Source organism: Streptomyces sp. NPDC086023 (assembly GCF_044540325.1).
Lineage (GTDB): Bacteria > Actinomycetota > Actinomycetes > Streptomycetales > Streptomycetaceae > Streptomyces.
The window spans coordinates 35,153-48,850 of sequence record NZ_JBITRX010000020.1 but is presented as its reverse complement, the minus strand read 5'-3'; the positions used below and the strand labels follow the sequence as shown (position 1 = coordinate 48,850).

The window sequence follows — 13,698 nt, the reverse complement described above, 5'->3', positions numbered from 1 at the left end:
CCGTCTTGTCACCGCGATAGCGGAGTCTCAGGGGATGAGGCGCTGAGGCAGGCTCGCCCCCACCCACTCCGCAGCAAGCCACTCGGACACCGAGTCTGGGTGTGTACGACTGCGGTACCGATCGAAGACCCATCAAGGTCGCCTCCGCGTACTGCTGGGACACAATCGCGGGATGTTCGGCAACCGAATCACCCATCGCGTCGCGGACGGAGTCCGCATACCCGGAACCTGGCGGCCCGTCTTCATCAACAACGGCGGCCACCACCTCCTGACCGACCTCTTCATCTATGCCGACGGACTCATTGGTTGCTGCGGTTCCCTGATCACCGTCGAGGGGCTCGAGAAGCGGCTCCAGACCGGACGGGTGGCCACCACGCTTCCGGATGGCGCTTCGGCATCCGCGGACGACCTCGCAGATTGGAAATGCAGCGGGGCGAGGGGGATCACCCCTGATCTGCTCGTCGCCGAGGTACGTGACACCCTTGACCAGCTGAACGGGCGGCCCGACTCGGCCGACCGTTGCATGGAGGCCGTCTACGCCTTCCTTGCCGATCAGACGGACGAGAAGCGGGCCGCGGCCCACACGGCGTTCATGGCAGTTCCCCGGCGCTACCGCGTACTCGGTGACATGGACCGCAAGGACTGGCCGCTTCGGATGCTGTTGGCAGGGCCCGGAGGCCATACGTACCTGTTTCCGGAGGAGCCGCCGGTCACGCAGGAGCAGTACGACGAGGCCTTGGCGTACTTCGGTTCGCACCGCCCCAGTACCGAGAGGCACGCTTGCGTCCCGACCGGCCGACCGGTGGCTCCGCAGGCGTCCTCAGTCCGCATCTACCACTTGTTCCCGCAGGCGCCGGCGGCCGAGCCCCACCCCCACAGAGTCCTGCACAACAACTACCCCGCCCCAATCACCGTAGGAGAGACCACCTATCCATCTGTCACGCACGCCTACTGGGCCATGTCGATCGCCCGGCCGCAGGACCGCGCCGCAGTCGCGGCGGCGGACACCTACGGCGCGGCACGCAGGCACGCGGCGGGGGCACAGTGCCACGACGGCTGGGAGCACGCCCGCACCGCAGTCATGACCGGCCTGTTGCGCGCAAAGTACGGCCAGCACCCGGAACTGGCCGAGATCCTTCTGGCCACGGGCGACGCCACCTTGATCTACGACGAAATGGGTTCGGCCTTCTGGGGCGACAACGGTGGCCAGGGTCGCAACTGGACAGGCCGGCTCCTTGAACTCGTTCGCTCCGAACTACATGTGCGGCGAACCGGAACCCCCGGACTGTGACCGGAACGGATGCGCCCAGTACGTCGAGTGTCTCGATCATCGTGGGAGTCTGGAAAGGCAGGGGAATCACCGGCGCATCCCGGGCCGCCTCCCCACCACCAGCTCCTGAGGGACGTACGCGCGGGGCAGGTTCCGCGGCCGGGGTTCGGTCTGCCGGTCGGCCGCCCACTTCTGCTCCTCCGCGATCGCCCGGTGCGCCGCGGCGTCCAGCACCGCCCGCGGGACCCGGGTGCCGGCCCGCCGCGCGGTGTCCAGCAGGGCGCCCGCAGCGGCCTGTTCGGCGGTCATCACAGCGGCGTACGCGTTCGTCAGGGCTTCCACCTCCCGGGGCTGCACGGGATGGAACCGCTGGGCGGGGTCGAGGCCGGGCGGGCGGTGCTCGGGGACCTGGGACACCAGGCCCGCCTGCGCCCGCCTGATCGACCAGGGCGCCGCGGCGGCCAGCTGCCAGCCCGCGGCCGGCAGGCGGTACAGCGCCGCGGTTAGCGGGCCCGAGCCTCCGGCGTCCGCCAGGATCTCCGCGGCCGGCCGGGGTGGTCCAGGCTTGGCCTCGGGTGTCCACTGCGCCCCGAAGAGGAGCTGCCCGAGGCGGGTGGCCGCGGTCCGCGAGATGACCACTGCCGGATGCGGGTCGGGCATCGGCATCCGTACGACCATGCCCCGGCGGACCAGGTCATAGCCGGGCAGGGGAAGTTTGGGGTGCTCCCGGGGGTCCGCGGTGTCCACGACGTTTCGCCACTCGCCGGCTGCGGTCTTCCACGCCATCGCCGAGCTTCGTAACGCCTGGGCCGTCGCCTTCATGCCGTCGGCGACCGGCCCGTCCGGCAGGTCGGATGCCACGTGCAGGAGCGTCCTGCCGGTCAGGATCCGGGCGATGGACATCCAATGCGAGAGCTGCTTGATGTCCGCACCGCTCAGCCGCTGCTCGTCCCGGTCGTGCAGCGCGCCGTACGCGGCCCGCGACAGCCGCTCACTGTCCTCGGCAAGTCGGGCCGGGACGGCGCTCGTGGCGTCCTCCGCCGTGGCCTGCACCGGTACGAGGGGGAGGGCCAGCGGGAAGGCCTCCAGGTGCATGTCGGCGTCGCGCGTCGTCACCCGCGTGAACACCGAGGCCCGCTCCAGTGCTTGCCGGGCCTGTGCCAGGGCCCCGTACGCCACCGGATGGTCGACCCCGCCGGCCAGGGCATGGCAGACCCGGGCCGTGCTCCACGCGACCTCGGAGTAGCGGCGGCTCAGGTAGTCGAACGCGAACTGGTGCCGCAGCAGATACGCGTACGGGGTGAGCGGCGCCCGGTCCGGCCCCAGGTGGCTGCCGATGGTGTCCCGTACCGCGGCGATGGCCACTGCGGCGTCCCGTACCAGGTCCCCGGCGGGGCCGGCGTCGTCCGCCGCCGGAGTCCGCAGGTGGGACCGTGCGGTGCCGAGCGAAGCGCGTGCCTGGCCCAGGAGGTACTCCATGCTCTGCTCCGGCCAGGTCAGAGGCCGCTCGTCCGACGTCGGAACGGGCGTGTACGCGCGCGGCCCCAGCCCCTTGTGCACCTGCTCCAATAAGGAGTCGACCTCGCTGATGCAGGCCACCCGTTCCGCGGGGTCCATCGAGGCGAGCGGGACTTCAGGCACGCGCCGGAGGTGCGCGACCGCGGCGTCGAACAGCTCCCCGAGCGTCGTCACGACCCCTCCCGCACCGCCGCCAGCGCGGCCGCGGCCCCGGACGCAAGCGACGCCGCCTCCGCAAGCACCTGCCCCGCGCCCTCGCCCACGGAGTCCGCGGTGCCGGCCAGCCGAACGAGTGTCTCCTCGACCTGCGCCAGGAGCCGCACGTACGGGTCGAGCCCGTCAACACCGGGGCCGGGCAACGGCACCGGCACTGCACTGCCGGTCGTGGGCAACGGCACCAGATCGCGCGCGGCCGCGCACTTCTGGGAGGCGACAAGCGCCTGAAGCTCGTCGCTCCCCTCCTCGAACGCGACGGCGTCGGCGACCCCGCCGCACAGGTGGAACACCTCCCAGACTGCCGCCAGCGCGACCGCGGTGTCCTCCGATTCCAGCTGGCCGCCCAGGTTCACCAGAACGGACACGGCCCTCACCATCCCTTCCGAAATACCGGCATCCAGCGATCGTCCCACCGACGGTCATGTCGCCGCGCCGGCCTGTGGACGAAACACCCCGTGTGGACAATGCGACCTGACCCTGCATCAGTTCGTGCGGTGCAGGTGTACTGCGAAGCGACCCGAAGCCGACGATCCGCCGGATGGCCGGAGAGCTCGGGGTCCACCCCGAGGCTCTGCGGAACTGGATCGGCCAGGACGAAGCCGGCCACGGCAAACGCGATGGACGGCTGCCACGACGGAGAAGCGGGAGCTGGCCGAGCGCACGCCGACGACGACACCACGGTGCAGATCGGCATCGCCTACGCCGCCCGCTCAAGGAACTCACCGAGAACGGCCCACCAGAGAATCTGGTGGGCCGTCCAGTGCTGCAGGGCTGTCTAGATTTCGATTCGTTCAGCGGGTGGGAGCGAGGTAGGCATTTCGTCTCCGTACCAGGCGTACTCGATAGCGGCTAGGTAGCCCTTTCCTACCCAGATCAGGATCTCACCTTCCCATGGCATGTCCGATCCCTCCGGGGCGCGGACGCCGCCTACTACGTTGAGTGCACCGTCCGCGACTCCGCGAGCAGGAACCGCTTCTGGAGTTGGTTCGATATCGACACTTACTGAGCCTTCGAACCACTGAGCCACAACTCTGCAGTGGTCGATTTGCGCGAGGAGCTCTTTTGATCCTGGGAAATCGCGTGTGAGGATCGATTCCAGGACAGCCTTTTCTTCAGAATTGAAGGGGCGAGGGTTCACGGGAATGACTCCCACATGCACTCCGATTACGGGTTGTATTTGGCCGGGATGAAGGTGGTTCCGAGCCTAGGTATGCCGTTGTGGACGATTCCTCGAATGCGGACGACCTCGCCTGCAATGGTCCGATCGACGACAAATCTACCAGTGGGGGGAATGTCCTTGGCTCCCTTGAGGCTGTCCAGGATGGCGCGGAGGGTGTTCTCGCGGCCGCCGAGCTTCGTGATCATTTCAGCGAAACCGTGCTTCGGTACATCGAAGTGCTTGTAGTTCGCCGGCGTGTCCCACGTCTTCCAGGCAAGTTCGATTGCTTCGTCGCTGGGGCCTCCGCGCATCTTCCAGATGACGTTGGCGAAGTCCATTATCTTGTCGCCCTTGGTGAGCTTGGCGAGCTTGCCCACTGGCAAGGCCACGACGACCATGTAGGCGCACTTGCCGAGAGTGGGGTTGTTCCTGCACTCGAGTAGATCGTTGAGCCCGCTCAGCTCCCATACGGCTTCCTTCATGATGGGGTCGATTACTGGGGGCTCGATGATGAAATCGCCTGGGGCGGTTGCGCAGGGCAGTAGACCTGAGATTTCGCGAGTGGGGTGGGGCACGCAGCGGCGAGGCTTGGGCTGTCGTGCTTCCTCCTGCTTGCGGATTTCCGTGACGCGCTTACGCATTTCAGCTTCTTCTGCCCGGCGCTTTGTTACTACCTCGGCCCAGGCCTTGGAAGCCAGACTCTCCGCTTCCTTGGCGCTCTTTCCGGCGGACAGGGCTGCATTCCGGGCCGAGTCAGCGGAGGCGTTGGCATCTTGCGCGGACAGGCGGGCGTAGCTGGCGGAGAAGGCCGCTTGTGCGGCGGATTCCTCTGCCGCGTCGGCGTCGCGGTCGGCGGCGGCTGCGGCGTTGCGTGCCGTGGTTGCGGACTTGGCGGCCTGGCTGGCGCTGGCTTCGGCCCGGTCGGCGGCCTTGTCGGCGTTCTTGGCGGCGGTGCTCGCTTCGGCGGCGGAGTTCTTGGCTTCGGCGGCTGCCTTGGCCGCGGTGTCCTTGGCGTTGGCTGCCTTGGCTGCTGCTTCGGCGGCGAGCCAGGAGTTCTTGCGGGCGGTGGCGGCTACTCCGGCGGCTTCGGCGACGAGGCGGTCGACCTGTGCGGCGTGGTTGGCGGCGAGCTTGTCCTTGCGGTCGGCCATGTACTGGCCGACGCGGATGAAGTCGTGGAGCAGGTCCGCCGGCCCGGCGAGGGCGATCTTCGCCGCCGCCTTGACTTCGGGGCCGCCGTCGTTGACGAGCTGGGAGGCCCGGACCTGCTCGTCGGCGTTGAGGGCGGAGTAGTAGCCGGTGCCGAGGAAGGTGGCGAGTGCCTTGCCGCTGCCGTCGGCGAGGGCGGCCTTGGAGGCTTCCTTGACGCCGGGGCCGCCGTCGTTGTTGATCTGGGAGACGCGCACGCTGAGGTCGATCTGCGCCGCCGTGTACTGGCCGGTGGTGTAGAAGGCGCTGATCTGTTCCGGGGCGCCGGTCAGGGCCTTCGCAGCGGCTGTGCGGACTGCCTCGTAGGGGCTTTGGGCGCTGAGCTGGGAGACCTTCTCGCGGATCTCGTCCTGGCCAGCCTTCTTCCAGCCGGTGCGCAGGTAGTCGATGACGTCGGCGTCGGTGCCGCCCAGGGCGCGTCCGGCGGCTTCCTGGCTCCAGGGCCCGCGCTCCTTGAGGGCCTGCATGGCCAGCGCACGGCCCTTGGAGGCGAGGGCCTTCAGGTCGGCGCCGGGCTTGGCGGCGTCCGCTGCCAGGGTGGCGGCGGTGGTGTCGAGGGAGCGCGCGGCGACGGCCGCAGCTGCCGACTTCGCCACGGCGTCGTCGCTCTGCGCCTTGGCCGAGCGTGCCCGCTCGATAGCCGCGGCGGTCCGGGTCGCGAGGTCTTCCTTCTCGGCGGCCTGGGCAACGTCCTGTACTGCCCCGGCGGCCTCGGCGGCGGTCGTGGCGGTATCGGCGGCCTTCTTCGCAGCGGCGGCCTGCTTGGCGGATACGGCTGCGGCGTCTGCTGCCTGGCCGGCGTGGTCGGCTGCCTCGAAGGCGGCTTTGGCGGCGGCGTCCGCGTGGTCTGCCGCTGAGTTGGCGGCCCTGCGGGCTTCGGCGGCGGCGTCGGCGGACTTCTGCGCGAGGGCGACGGCGGCGTTGGCGGAGCGGTTGGCCTCGTTGGCGTGGCGGCGGGCCTCGACGGCGGCGGCTCTGGCCTGGCCGGAGTGCACACCGGCTGCATCCGCGTAGTCGTTGGCCTCCTCGGCGGAGTCAGCCGCGGCGTTGGCGTTCGCCCCGGCGCTCAGGGACGCCTGAGCGGCGGCCTTGGCGGCCAGCGAGGCGAGGCCGGCCTGCTCGGCAGCCTTGCCGGAGGTGCGGGCGAGCTTGGCCGCGGCGGTGGCGGTCTTGGCGAAGTCCCGGGCGGCCTGTGCCTTGGAGGCATCCTTCCCGGCGGCGATGGCCGCGTTGTAGGCGTCGTTCGCGGCGTTCGCCGCGGCCGCGGCGGCGCTGGCGGTCTGGGCCGCTGCCAGCGCGGCCACACGTGCAGCCCGGTTGGCGGCGCTGGCGGAGGCGATGGCGTTCTGCGCGGCGGAGGCCGCGGCCCGGGCGGCAGAGGCCGCCTGCTGTGATGTGACCGCGGCCCGCTTGGCGTCGTTCTTGGCGAGCGCGGTCTCCTCGGCTGCCTTCTTCGCGGCCTTCTTGGCCAGTTCGGAAGCGGCGACCGCCTTGGCGGAGGCCTCCTGCGATTCCTTGGTGGCGTTCTCGGCCTGAAGGCCGGCCTGCTTGGCCTGCTCGGTCAGCTGGCCGATGGTGGCGCGTTCCTGGTCCCGGTTGCGGGCGGTGAACTGGCCGACTTCGAGGAACTCGACGACGTCGTCCGCCGTGCCGCGCAGGGCCAGCTTGCCGGCGGCCTTCATGGCCGGCCCGCCGTTGTTGATGAGCTGGGAGATCTTGACCTGGTTGTCGGTCTCCCGCGCGGTGTACTGGCCCTTGGCGAGGAAGGCCGCGACGTCCTGGGGGGTGCCCTTCAGAGCGGCCTTGCCCGCCTCCTTGACTCCGTTGCCCCCGAGGTTGATGACCTGGGACACCTCGACCTGCTGGTCCTCGTACAGAGGAGCCTGCCAGCCGCTCTTGAGGAAGGTGTTCAGGTCCTCGTGCGTGCCCTTGAGGGCAGCCTTGGCGGCCTCGCGGACTGCGGGGCCACCCGCGTTGAAGACGCGGCTGACGTCGACCGAGTCATCGACGTACTCGATGGTCTCAGCCTCGTCGAGGAAGGCGCGGATGTCCGCGTCCGTGCCGAGCAGCGCCTGCTCGGCGGCCGCCTTGATGCCGGCGCCACCCGAGTACCAGTAGTCGAGTACCTGCTCGCGCGCGCTGGGGACAGGTATTCCGTCTTCGTCCGCGTCGGCGGCGTTGGCGGGAGCTGTTCCCAAAGCCCCTGCGACCAGAACGGCAGGCAGCATGAGCGCGCACACGGCGCGCAGGGTGAACGGCCTTGACCGTCGTCTGGGTATCTGAGGGGGCCTGGCGGCCCGGGATGTGATGGATCGCCGATTCATTCCGGCTGTGCCTTCCTTGCATGGGTCCGGCCCACGGGCGGACCCGTCAACATCGCTCCCACCCCTCCCCGTATGTCCGAAACGATCAAAAAAGCCAAACGGTGTGGCTATGTGTGATCTGTCGCGATGTAAACCCTAATGGGCTGAATCCACCGCAACGGCGTTGTGCGGGGGTGGGATTGACGCTTGGTCGGATCGATCTTACATATGCTTTACTCATGTGAAGATCTTGGGTCGGGCTTCGGATGTCGGGCCCTCAGCTCGAAGGAATGTCAAAGTGATGCAATTCACTCGCAAAGCTGCTGTGACCTGCGCAATATTCGCGGCCGCAGGCGTGCTTGGAGCCTCTGCTCTGGCGTCCGCTCAGGACGGATCGGAAGGATCGCAGCCCATCGCAAGTGCGACCATCGCCATGCCGGGTCTCGTGGAGGACTTCGCCTACCCGGGCGCTGCGCAGATTTACAAGGACCGGCAGATCAAGCTGAAGCGCGGCGATGGCCACATCACACTCATCGCCTGCGGCGGCAAGTACGACATCATGGTCAAGTCGCGCACGGGGGATATTGACTACTGCTTCGACGTCAACGCGCCTCAAGGGTACCTTTCCCTCGAACTGCCCAACGCGTTCGGGATGTTCACCGAGGCCTACCCCGTCCAGGCGGTCATCACCTCAGACGGCAGGAAGACCAAGGTCGACGCCTCGGCCAACGACTACAAGCCCTTCGGTGAAGCGGGCGACACCCAGCGGCCTTCCGTGCTCATCGAACTGCGTGTCAACGGCTGAACGACAACAGCCGCAGCGGACCACCGGCCAGACGGCCCAGCAGCCACCCGATGGCTGGCCGCCGTGCCGCCGGCTCCATGCCGCCCAGCAGTTCCGGCAGCCGTACCGCGGAGTCGCTCCGCGCAGGCTCCACAGCCGATGCACCTTCATGACGGGTCGGACTGACCAATCCGACCGGTCCCGCGTTCCTCGCGGCCATCACTCTTTGCCTCATCAGGGGGATATCTCCATCGTGTCCAAGTCCCGTGCGAGCGCTGCAATGACCAGCGCCCTTCTCGCCGTCGGCCTCATGCCGGGTGTACTCGTGAGCCCTCCGGCGTACGCCGTCACCGGCGCCGGCGCAGACACGTCCTATGCCTTCACTGCCCGTCTGGACATCGGCGACGGACAGCGGGCCTGCTCGGCCGCTCTCATCGCCCCGCAGTGGCTCGCCGCCTCGGCCCGCTGCTTCGCCACGGATAACGGCAGCACCGAGGTCGCCGCCGGCAAGCCCAAGTGGAAGACCGTGGCCACGATCGGCCGTACGGATCTGACCTCGGCGAACGGTCAGGTGCGCGAGGTCGTCGAGCTCGTTCCGCGCGGTGACCGGGACATGGTCCTGGCCCGGCTGGCATCGCCCACCACCGGCATCACCCCGATCCCGATCGCCACGACCGCACCGGCCGTCGGCGAGGAGTTCAAGGTGGCCGGGTTCGGCCGTACGAAGACGGAGTGGGCACCGACGAAGCTCCACGCCGCCACCTTCACCCTCGGCGCCGTGGCAGGCAACACCCTCGCCATCAAGGGCAAGTCCGCCAAGGACGCCCTCTGCTCCGGCGACGGCGGCGCGCCGATCGTGCGCGTAAGGAACGGCAAGAGCGAGCTGGCCGGCATCGGCAGCCTCTCGTGGCAGGGCGGATGCTGGGGTACCGACCCGGCCGAGACCCGCAACGACGCGGTCGCGACCCGTCTGGACGACATCTCCACCGGCGACACCCTGACCCCCGGCAGCGTGCTGATGGCCGGGGACACCCTGACCTCCAACGCCGCGCGCCTGACGATGCAGGCCGACGGGAACCTGGTCGTCGTCTCGAACGCCGGCAAGACCCTCTGGTCGGCCAACACAGGCGGCAACCCGGGCGCGACCGCGCGCTTCGACGACAAGGGCAACCTCGCCGTCCTCGACACCGACGGCACCACCGTGCTGTGGCAGACCAGGACCAGCGCAACCGGCGGCAAGGCCGTCCTGCAGAACCGCGGCAACTTCGTCGTCTACAACGCCAAGGGCGAGTCCCAGTGGGCGGCCGGAACCGTCATCCGCCACGATTACAACGGCGACGGCCGCAGCGACATGGCCGCCTGGTACGACTACAGCGACGGCCACGACTCGCTGCAGACCTTCACCGCGGCCGCCGACGGCACCCTCCAGCAGCCGTTCCAGTCCTACTCCTCCGCCGTGGGCAGCTGGGCGGTGGCGAACATGCAGTTCTCCACCGGCGACTACAACGGGGACGGCCGCGGCGACATGGCCGCGCTCTATGGCTACAGCGACGGCACGGTCAAGCTCTACACCGCCCTCGGCAAGCAGGACGGCGGCTTCAACCCGCCGTCGCCGTCCTGGAGCGCCAAGCCCGGCAACTTCACCGCGAAGAACATGACGCTGCACAGCGGCGACTTCAACGGCGACGGCCGCGACGACCTGGCCGCCTGGTACGACTACGACAACGGCGCCGACAAGCTCCTCACCTTCACCGCCACCACCGAAGGCGGCTTCAACGCGCCCTTCTCCTCCTGGTCCAACACCAACAACGACTGGATCAGGGAGAACCTGAAGTTCGTCTCCGGCGACTTCGACGCCGACGGCCGCGACGACCTCGCGGGCCTGTACCGCTATTCCGACGGAAGCATCAAGATGTTCAGCTTCCTGGCCAACCCCACCGGCGGCTTCAACGCCTCCACCGCCTCCTGGACCAGCTCCACCTTCGGCGACTGGAATCGCACCCACGTCAACGCCGGCGACTTCAACGGCGACGGCCGCGACGACGTAGCCGCCTGGTACGACTACAGCGACGGCCACGACGCCATCCACGTCCTGACCAGCCTCTCCACCCCCGACGGTCACTTCAACGCGCCGGTCCAGGCGTACCAGACCGCCAGCGGCAACTTCACGTACGCCGACATGCGCCTGGTCCCCGGCGACTACAACGGTGACGGCCTCGACGACCTCGCCGCCCTCTACGGCTACAACGACGGCAAGGTCAAGATGTTCACCTGGACCACCCGCCCCGACAGCAAGATCAACGGCGCCGTCGCGGGCTGGGCCAGCGCCACCACCACCGGCTGGGACATCAAGCGCAGCACCATCCTCCGCGCAGCCAACTGATCTCCCGCCCTTCGAGACGGCCCGCCGGGTGCGCCGGCGGGCCGACGACGCCACCCTGGTGGTCCCCGCCCCCGACCGTTACGGCCGCTCGCTCACGAGCGCCTGGTGCCACTGGACCACGCGAGGTCAGCGCTGTCCGGACCTGCGTGGGGTATCGCCGAGATACGGGTCAAAGGGGCAATGAGTTGATCTTGAAGCCCTGATGGATGTTCAGCTCTCCGCTTCATCCTCGGCAAGGATGCGGTAGACGGTGGCGACCGAGGGGCGCTTGCCCTGGTTCTTGCCCGAGGTGATGACGAGCTTGCGGGCGATCTCGGGGACGGGCACACCGTTGGCCCGCAGACTGCGGGCGTATGCGGCCATGTCGTCGTCAACGACCTTGGGGCGCCCGCCGTGCCGGCCGCGCTCGCGGGCGGACGCCTGGCCTTCGAGGGACTTCTCCCGAATGTACTCGCGCTCGGACTCCGCCATGCCGGCGAAGAACGCGAACAGAGCGGCGCCGTGCCCGGACGGGTCGTAGACCCCTTGGAGGGGGCCGGTGAGGAGTTCGAGCTGGATGTCGTGGTGGCGCAGGTCCTCGGCGATGGCCAGGAGTTCGGCGGCGCCGCGGCCCAGGCGTTTCATCTCGTGCACGGTGAAGATGACCCGTTGGTGCGGGACGGCCTTCTTGATGGTGCGGGCGAAGTCCATCGCCTTGGTGAACTCCGGTCGGACCTTGATCCGGGTGCTGATCTTCTCGGAGAAGATCGGGTCGCATCCGGCTTCCGCCAGGGCGTCGAGTTGGCTCTGGAGTTCTTGCTGGGCGGTGCTGCACCGGGCGTAGCCCACCCTCGTGGGCTTCGTGGTGGCTTCGGGCGCCGCGGCGTCGATCGCCGGGCCCATCTCCCACGCGCGGCCGGGGCCGCGGTCGGCGGGGGTCTTCACTTCCAGCTCGGCGCGGAGCTGGGGGACGAGCATGAAGCGCGGGGTGTGGTACTTCGGGGCGACTTTGCCGCCGCGGGTGCGGCAGGTGCTTCCGGGGGGCACCTCGCAGGTGGGGCAGTCGAACTGTTCGACGGCGGCGGCCGGTTCGGGGGGCTCTGACATGTCGCAGAACCTATCGCGAGGAGCATTATGCGAAAGCTGTTTTGCGAGAGGTTGCGAGAATGAAGATCAGGGGCAAACCGGACACGGTTCGGCGGGGGTCTCCGGTCTCTCAGAACTACTCATTTGTGAGAGTCGCTGACCTCGCTGCGGCGGTCGTCCGTCGAGTCCACCGATCGGAGGAGGCCCGCGTTCTGTTGCTCCGGCACGGTTGGAGGGGCCACCTGGCCGTGTGCGCACGACGTGGTCGACAGACTTGTGGCACAACTGTCCGGAGGTCCGGGCCGACCGGCGCAGGACCTGGACCGCGCGGCTGCACCGATTACGAGGCACCCCATGATCCCTTTGACTCTGCAGGACGTCTCCCGCTTCGTCGCGGGTGCGCTGTGCGACGCTCCCGATCCGGGGTTGGAGGTTCGCGGTCCTGTGGTGATCGACTCTCGGAAAGTCGAGTCGGGCTCTGTATTCGCGGCGTTGCCCGGCGAGCGCACCGATGGGCACCGGTTCGCACGTTCTGCGGTATCGGCCGGCGCGGTGTGTGTGCTGGCCGAGCGCCGGGTGGGGGTGCCGGCCGTCGTGGTGCCGGACGTGCAGCGGGCGCTGGGGGACCTGGCACGGCACATGCTGGCCCGGCTCCCTGCGGCGAGAGTGATCGCAGTGACCGGCTCCTCCGGAAAGACGAGCACCAAAGATCTCCTGGCGCAGGTGCTGGCCGCCCACGACGTCACGGTGGCCACGCCCTTGTCCTACAACAACGAGATCGGCCTGCCGCTGAGCGTGCTGCAGGCCGACGAGCGAACCCGGTTCCTGGTCCTGGAGATGGGCGCCCGCGGAGTCGGGGAGATCGCCCATCTGGCACAGATCGCCGCGCCGGAGATCGCCGTGGTTACCAATGTCGGCACGGCCCACATCGGAGCCTTCGGCGGCACCGATGCCATCCGCACCGGCAAGGGCGAGCTGGTCGAAGCGCTGCCCGACAGCGGCCTGGCCGTGCTCAACGCCGACGACCAGGCCGTCATGTCCATGCTCCGTCGCACGACGGCACCGGCTGTCACCTACGGATTGGTCCGAGGAGACGTGCAGGCCACAGACGTGCAGACCGACAGGTACGGACGCCCCGCCTTCACACTGCGCCACCGTGGGCAGAAGGCCGCGGTGCGGATGCAGCTTCACGGCGCACACCATGCGATCAACGCCGCCGCAGCAGCGGCAGTCGCCACGTCCGTGGGAATGGACCTGCACGATGTGGCCGGGGCCCTGTCTGCGGCGCGGCGGCTCACGCCGGGGCGGATGGAGGTGCTGGAGCGTACCGATGGCGTCACGGTCGTCAATGATGCGTTCAACGCCAATCCCGACTCGATGCGCGCCTCCCTTACTGCCCTGGGCTTCATGGCGAGGGACCGGCGTGCGGTGGCGGTGCTGGGTGAGATGCGTGAACTGGGTGACCAGTCGCCCCTGCATCACACGGAACTGGGACGCCGCGCCGTCGAAGCCGGCGTCAGGGACGTGGTCGCTGTAGGTGGCACCGATGCGGCGCTGATCAGTGAGGCAGCCGAGCAGGCGGGCGCCAGAGCAGTGTGCGTGCCCGATGGCCGTGCCGCGCTTGTTGTTCTTGCCGATCGGGTCCGGGGCGGTGACGTCGTCCTGTTCAAGGGATCCCATGCCGTGGGACTTGAGAGGGCCGCGCTGCAGTTCACCGCAGCGGACTCGGCCAAGCCGGCCGGGAAGCCTTAGCCTTCGGCCAGCGTGGCGCTAGCAGGGGCCATGATCTGC

10 protein-coding genes are annotated in these 13,698 nt (G+C 68.8%); 5 read left to right on the top strand and 5 right to left on the bottom strand.

What is annotated here, in order from left to right; all coding sequences use genetic code 11:
• Positions 1-172: 172 nt before the first annotated feature.
• Entirely contained in the window at positions 173-1,291 is a 1,119-nt protein-coding gene (locus ACIF6F_RS30445) for an NADAR family protein (protein WP_399953992.1), read from the top strand.
• 66 nt (positions 1,292-1,357) lie between these two features.
• Here the strand turns inward: ACIF6F_RS30445 and ACIF6F_RS30440 are convergent, their stop codons facing one another.
• Positions 1,358-2,962, bottom strand: coding sequence for a hypothetical protein (locus ACIF6F_RS30440; RefSeq protein ID WP_399953989.1), 1,605 nt, complete (start codon positions 2,960-2,962; stop codon positions 1,358-1,360).
• Positions 2,959-3,369 (bottom strand): hypothetical protein, encoded by a 411-nt coding sequence (locus ACIF6F_RS30435; protein WP_399953986.1) that lies wholly within the window; start codon positions 3,367-3,369, stop codon positions 2,959-2,961. The genes ACIF6F_RS30440 and ACIF6F_RS30435 overlap by 4 nt, the downstream gene beginning before the upstream one ends.
• A gap of 116 nt (positions 3,370-3,485) precedes the next feature.
• On the opposite strand from ACIF6F_RS30435, the gene ACIF6F_RS30430 reads away from it, so the two are divergent.
• A complete protein-coding gene (locus ACIF6F_RS30430; RefSeq protein ID WP_399954228.1) occupies positions 3,486-3,857 on the top strand; it encodes a transposase in 372 nt (123 codons plus the stop codon).
• Positions 3,858-4,168: 311 nt separating this feature from the next.
• Here the strand turns inward: ACIF6F_RS30430 and ACIF6F_RS30425 are convergent, their stop codons facing one another.
• Positions 4,169-7,612, bottom strand: a complete 3,444-nt coding sequence (locus tag ACIF6F_RS30425; RefSeq protein ID WP_399953983.1) for a hypothetical protein — start codon at positions 7,610-7,612, stop codon at positions 4,169-4,171.
• 364 nt (positions 7,613-7,976) lie between these two features.
• On the opposite strand from ACIF6F_RS30425, the gene ACIF6F_RS30420 reads away from it, so the two are divergent.
• Positions 7,977-8,480, top strand: a complete 504-nt coding sequence (locus ACIF6F_RS30420; RefSeq protein WP_399953980.1) for a hypothetical protein — start codon at positions 7,977-7,979, stop codon at positions 8,478-8,480.
• Here ACIF6F_RS30420 and ACIF6F_RS30415 read toward each other — a convergent pair.
• Positions 8,470-8,613 (bottom strand): hypothetical protein, encoded by a 144-nt coding sequence (locus tag ACIF6F_RS30415; protein WP_399953977.1) that lies wholly within the window; start codon positions 8,611-8,613, stop codon positions 8,470-8,472. The two genes, ACIF6F_RS30420 and ACIF6F_RS30415, sit on opposite strands and share 11 nt — an antisense overlap.
• Positions 8,614-8,739: 126 nt before the next feature.
• Between ACIF6F_RS30415 and ACIF6F_RS30410 the strand changes: the two genes are divergently transcribed.
• Positions 8,740-10,842: an FG-GAP-like repeat-containing protein gene (locus ACIF6F_RS30410; RefSeq protein ID WP_399953974.1), complete on the top strand. Its 2,103-nt coding sequence runs from the start codon at positions 8,740-8,742 to the stop codon at positions 10,840-10,842.
• 210 nt (positions 10,843-11,052) lie between these two features.
• Here ACIF6F_RS30410 and ACIF6F_RS30405 read toward each other — a convergent pair whose 3' ends face one another.
• Positions 11,053-11,928 carry a recombinase family protein gene (locus tag ACIF6F_RS30405; RefSeq protein WP_399953971.1) on the bottom strand — a complete coding sequence of 292 codons (876 nt, stop codon included), beginning with the start codon at positions 11,926-11,928 and terminating at the stop codon, positions 11,053-11,055.
• Positions 11,929-12,261: 333 nt separating this feature from the next.
• Here ACIF6F_RS30405 and murF point away from each other — a divergent pair, with 333 nt between their 5' ends.
• Positions 12,262-13,659: a UDP-N-acetylmuramoyl-tripeptide--D-alanyl-D-alanine ligase gene (gene murF, locus ACIF6F_RS30400; protein ID WP_399953968.1), complete on the top strand. Its 1,398-nt coding sequence runs from the start codon at positions 12,262-12,264 to the stop codon at positions 13,657-13,659.
• Positions 13,660-13,698: the final 39 nt, after the last annotated feature.

Bases quoted from the DNA above. Each gene is read 5' to 3' on its own strand.
- ACIF6F_RS30445 (WP_399953992.1), top strand. From the start codon at position 173: ATGTTCGGCAACCGAATCACCCATCGCGTCGCGGACGGAGTCCGCATA.
- ACIF6F_RS30420 (WP_399953980.1), top strand. From the start codon at position 7,977: ATGCAATTCACTCGCAAAGCTGCTGTGACCTGCGCAATATTCGCGGCC.
- ACIF6F_RS30410 (WP_399953974.1), top strand. From the start codon at position 8,740: ATGACCAGCGCCCTTCTCGCCGTCGGCCTCATGCCGGGTGTACTCGTG.
- ACIF6F_RS30405 (WP_399953971.1), bottom strand. From the start codon at position 11,928: ATGTCAGAGCCCCCCGAACCGGCCGCCGCCGTCGAACAGTTCGACTGC.
- murF (WP_399953968.1), top strand. From the start codon at position 12,262: ATGATCCCTTTGACTCTGCAGGACGTCTCCCGCTTCGTCGCGGGTGCG.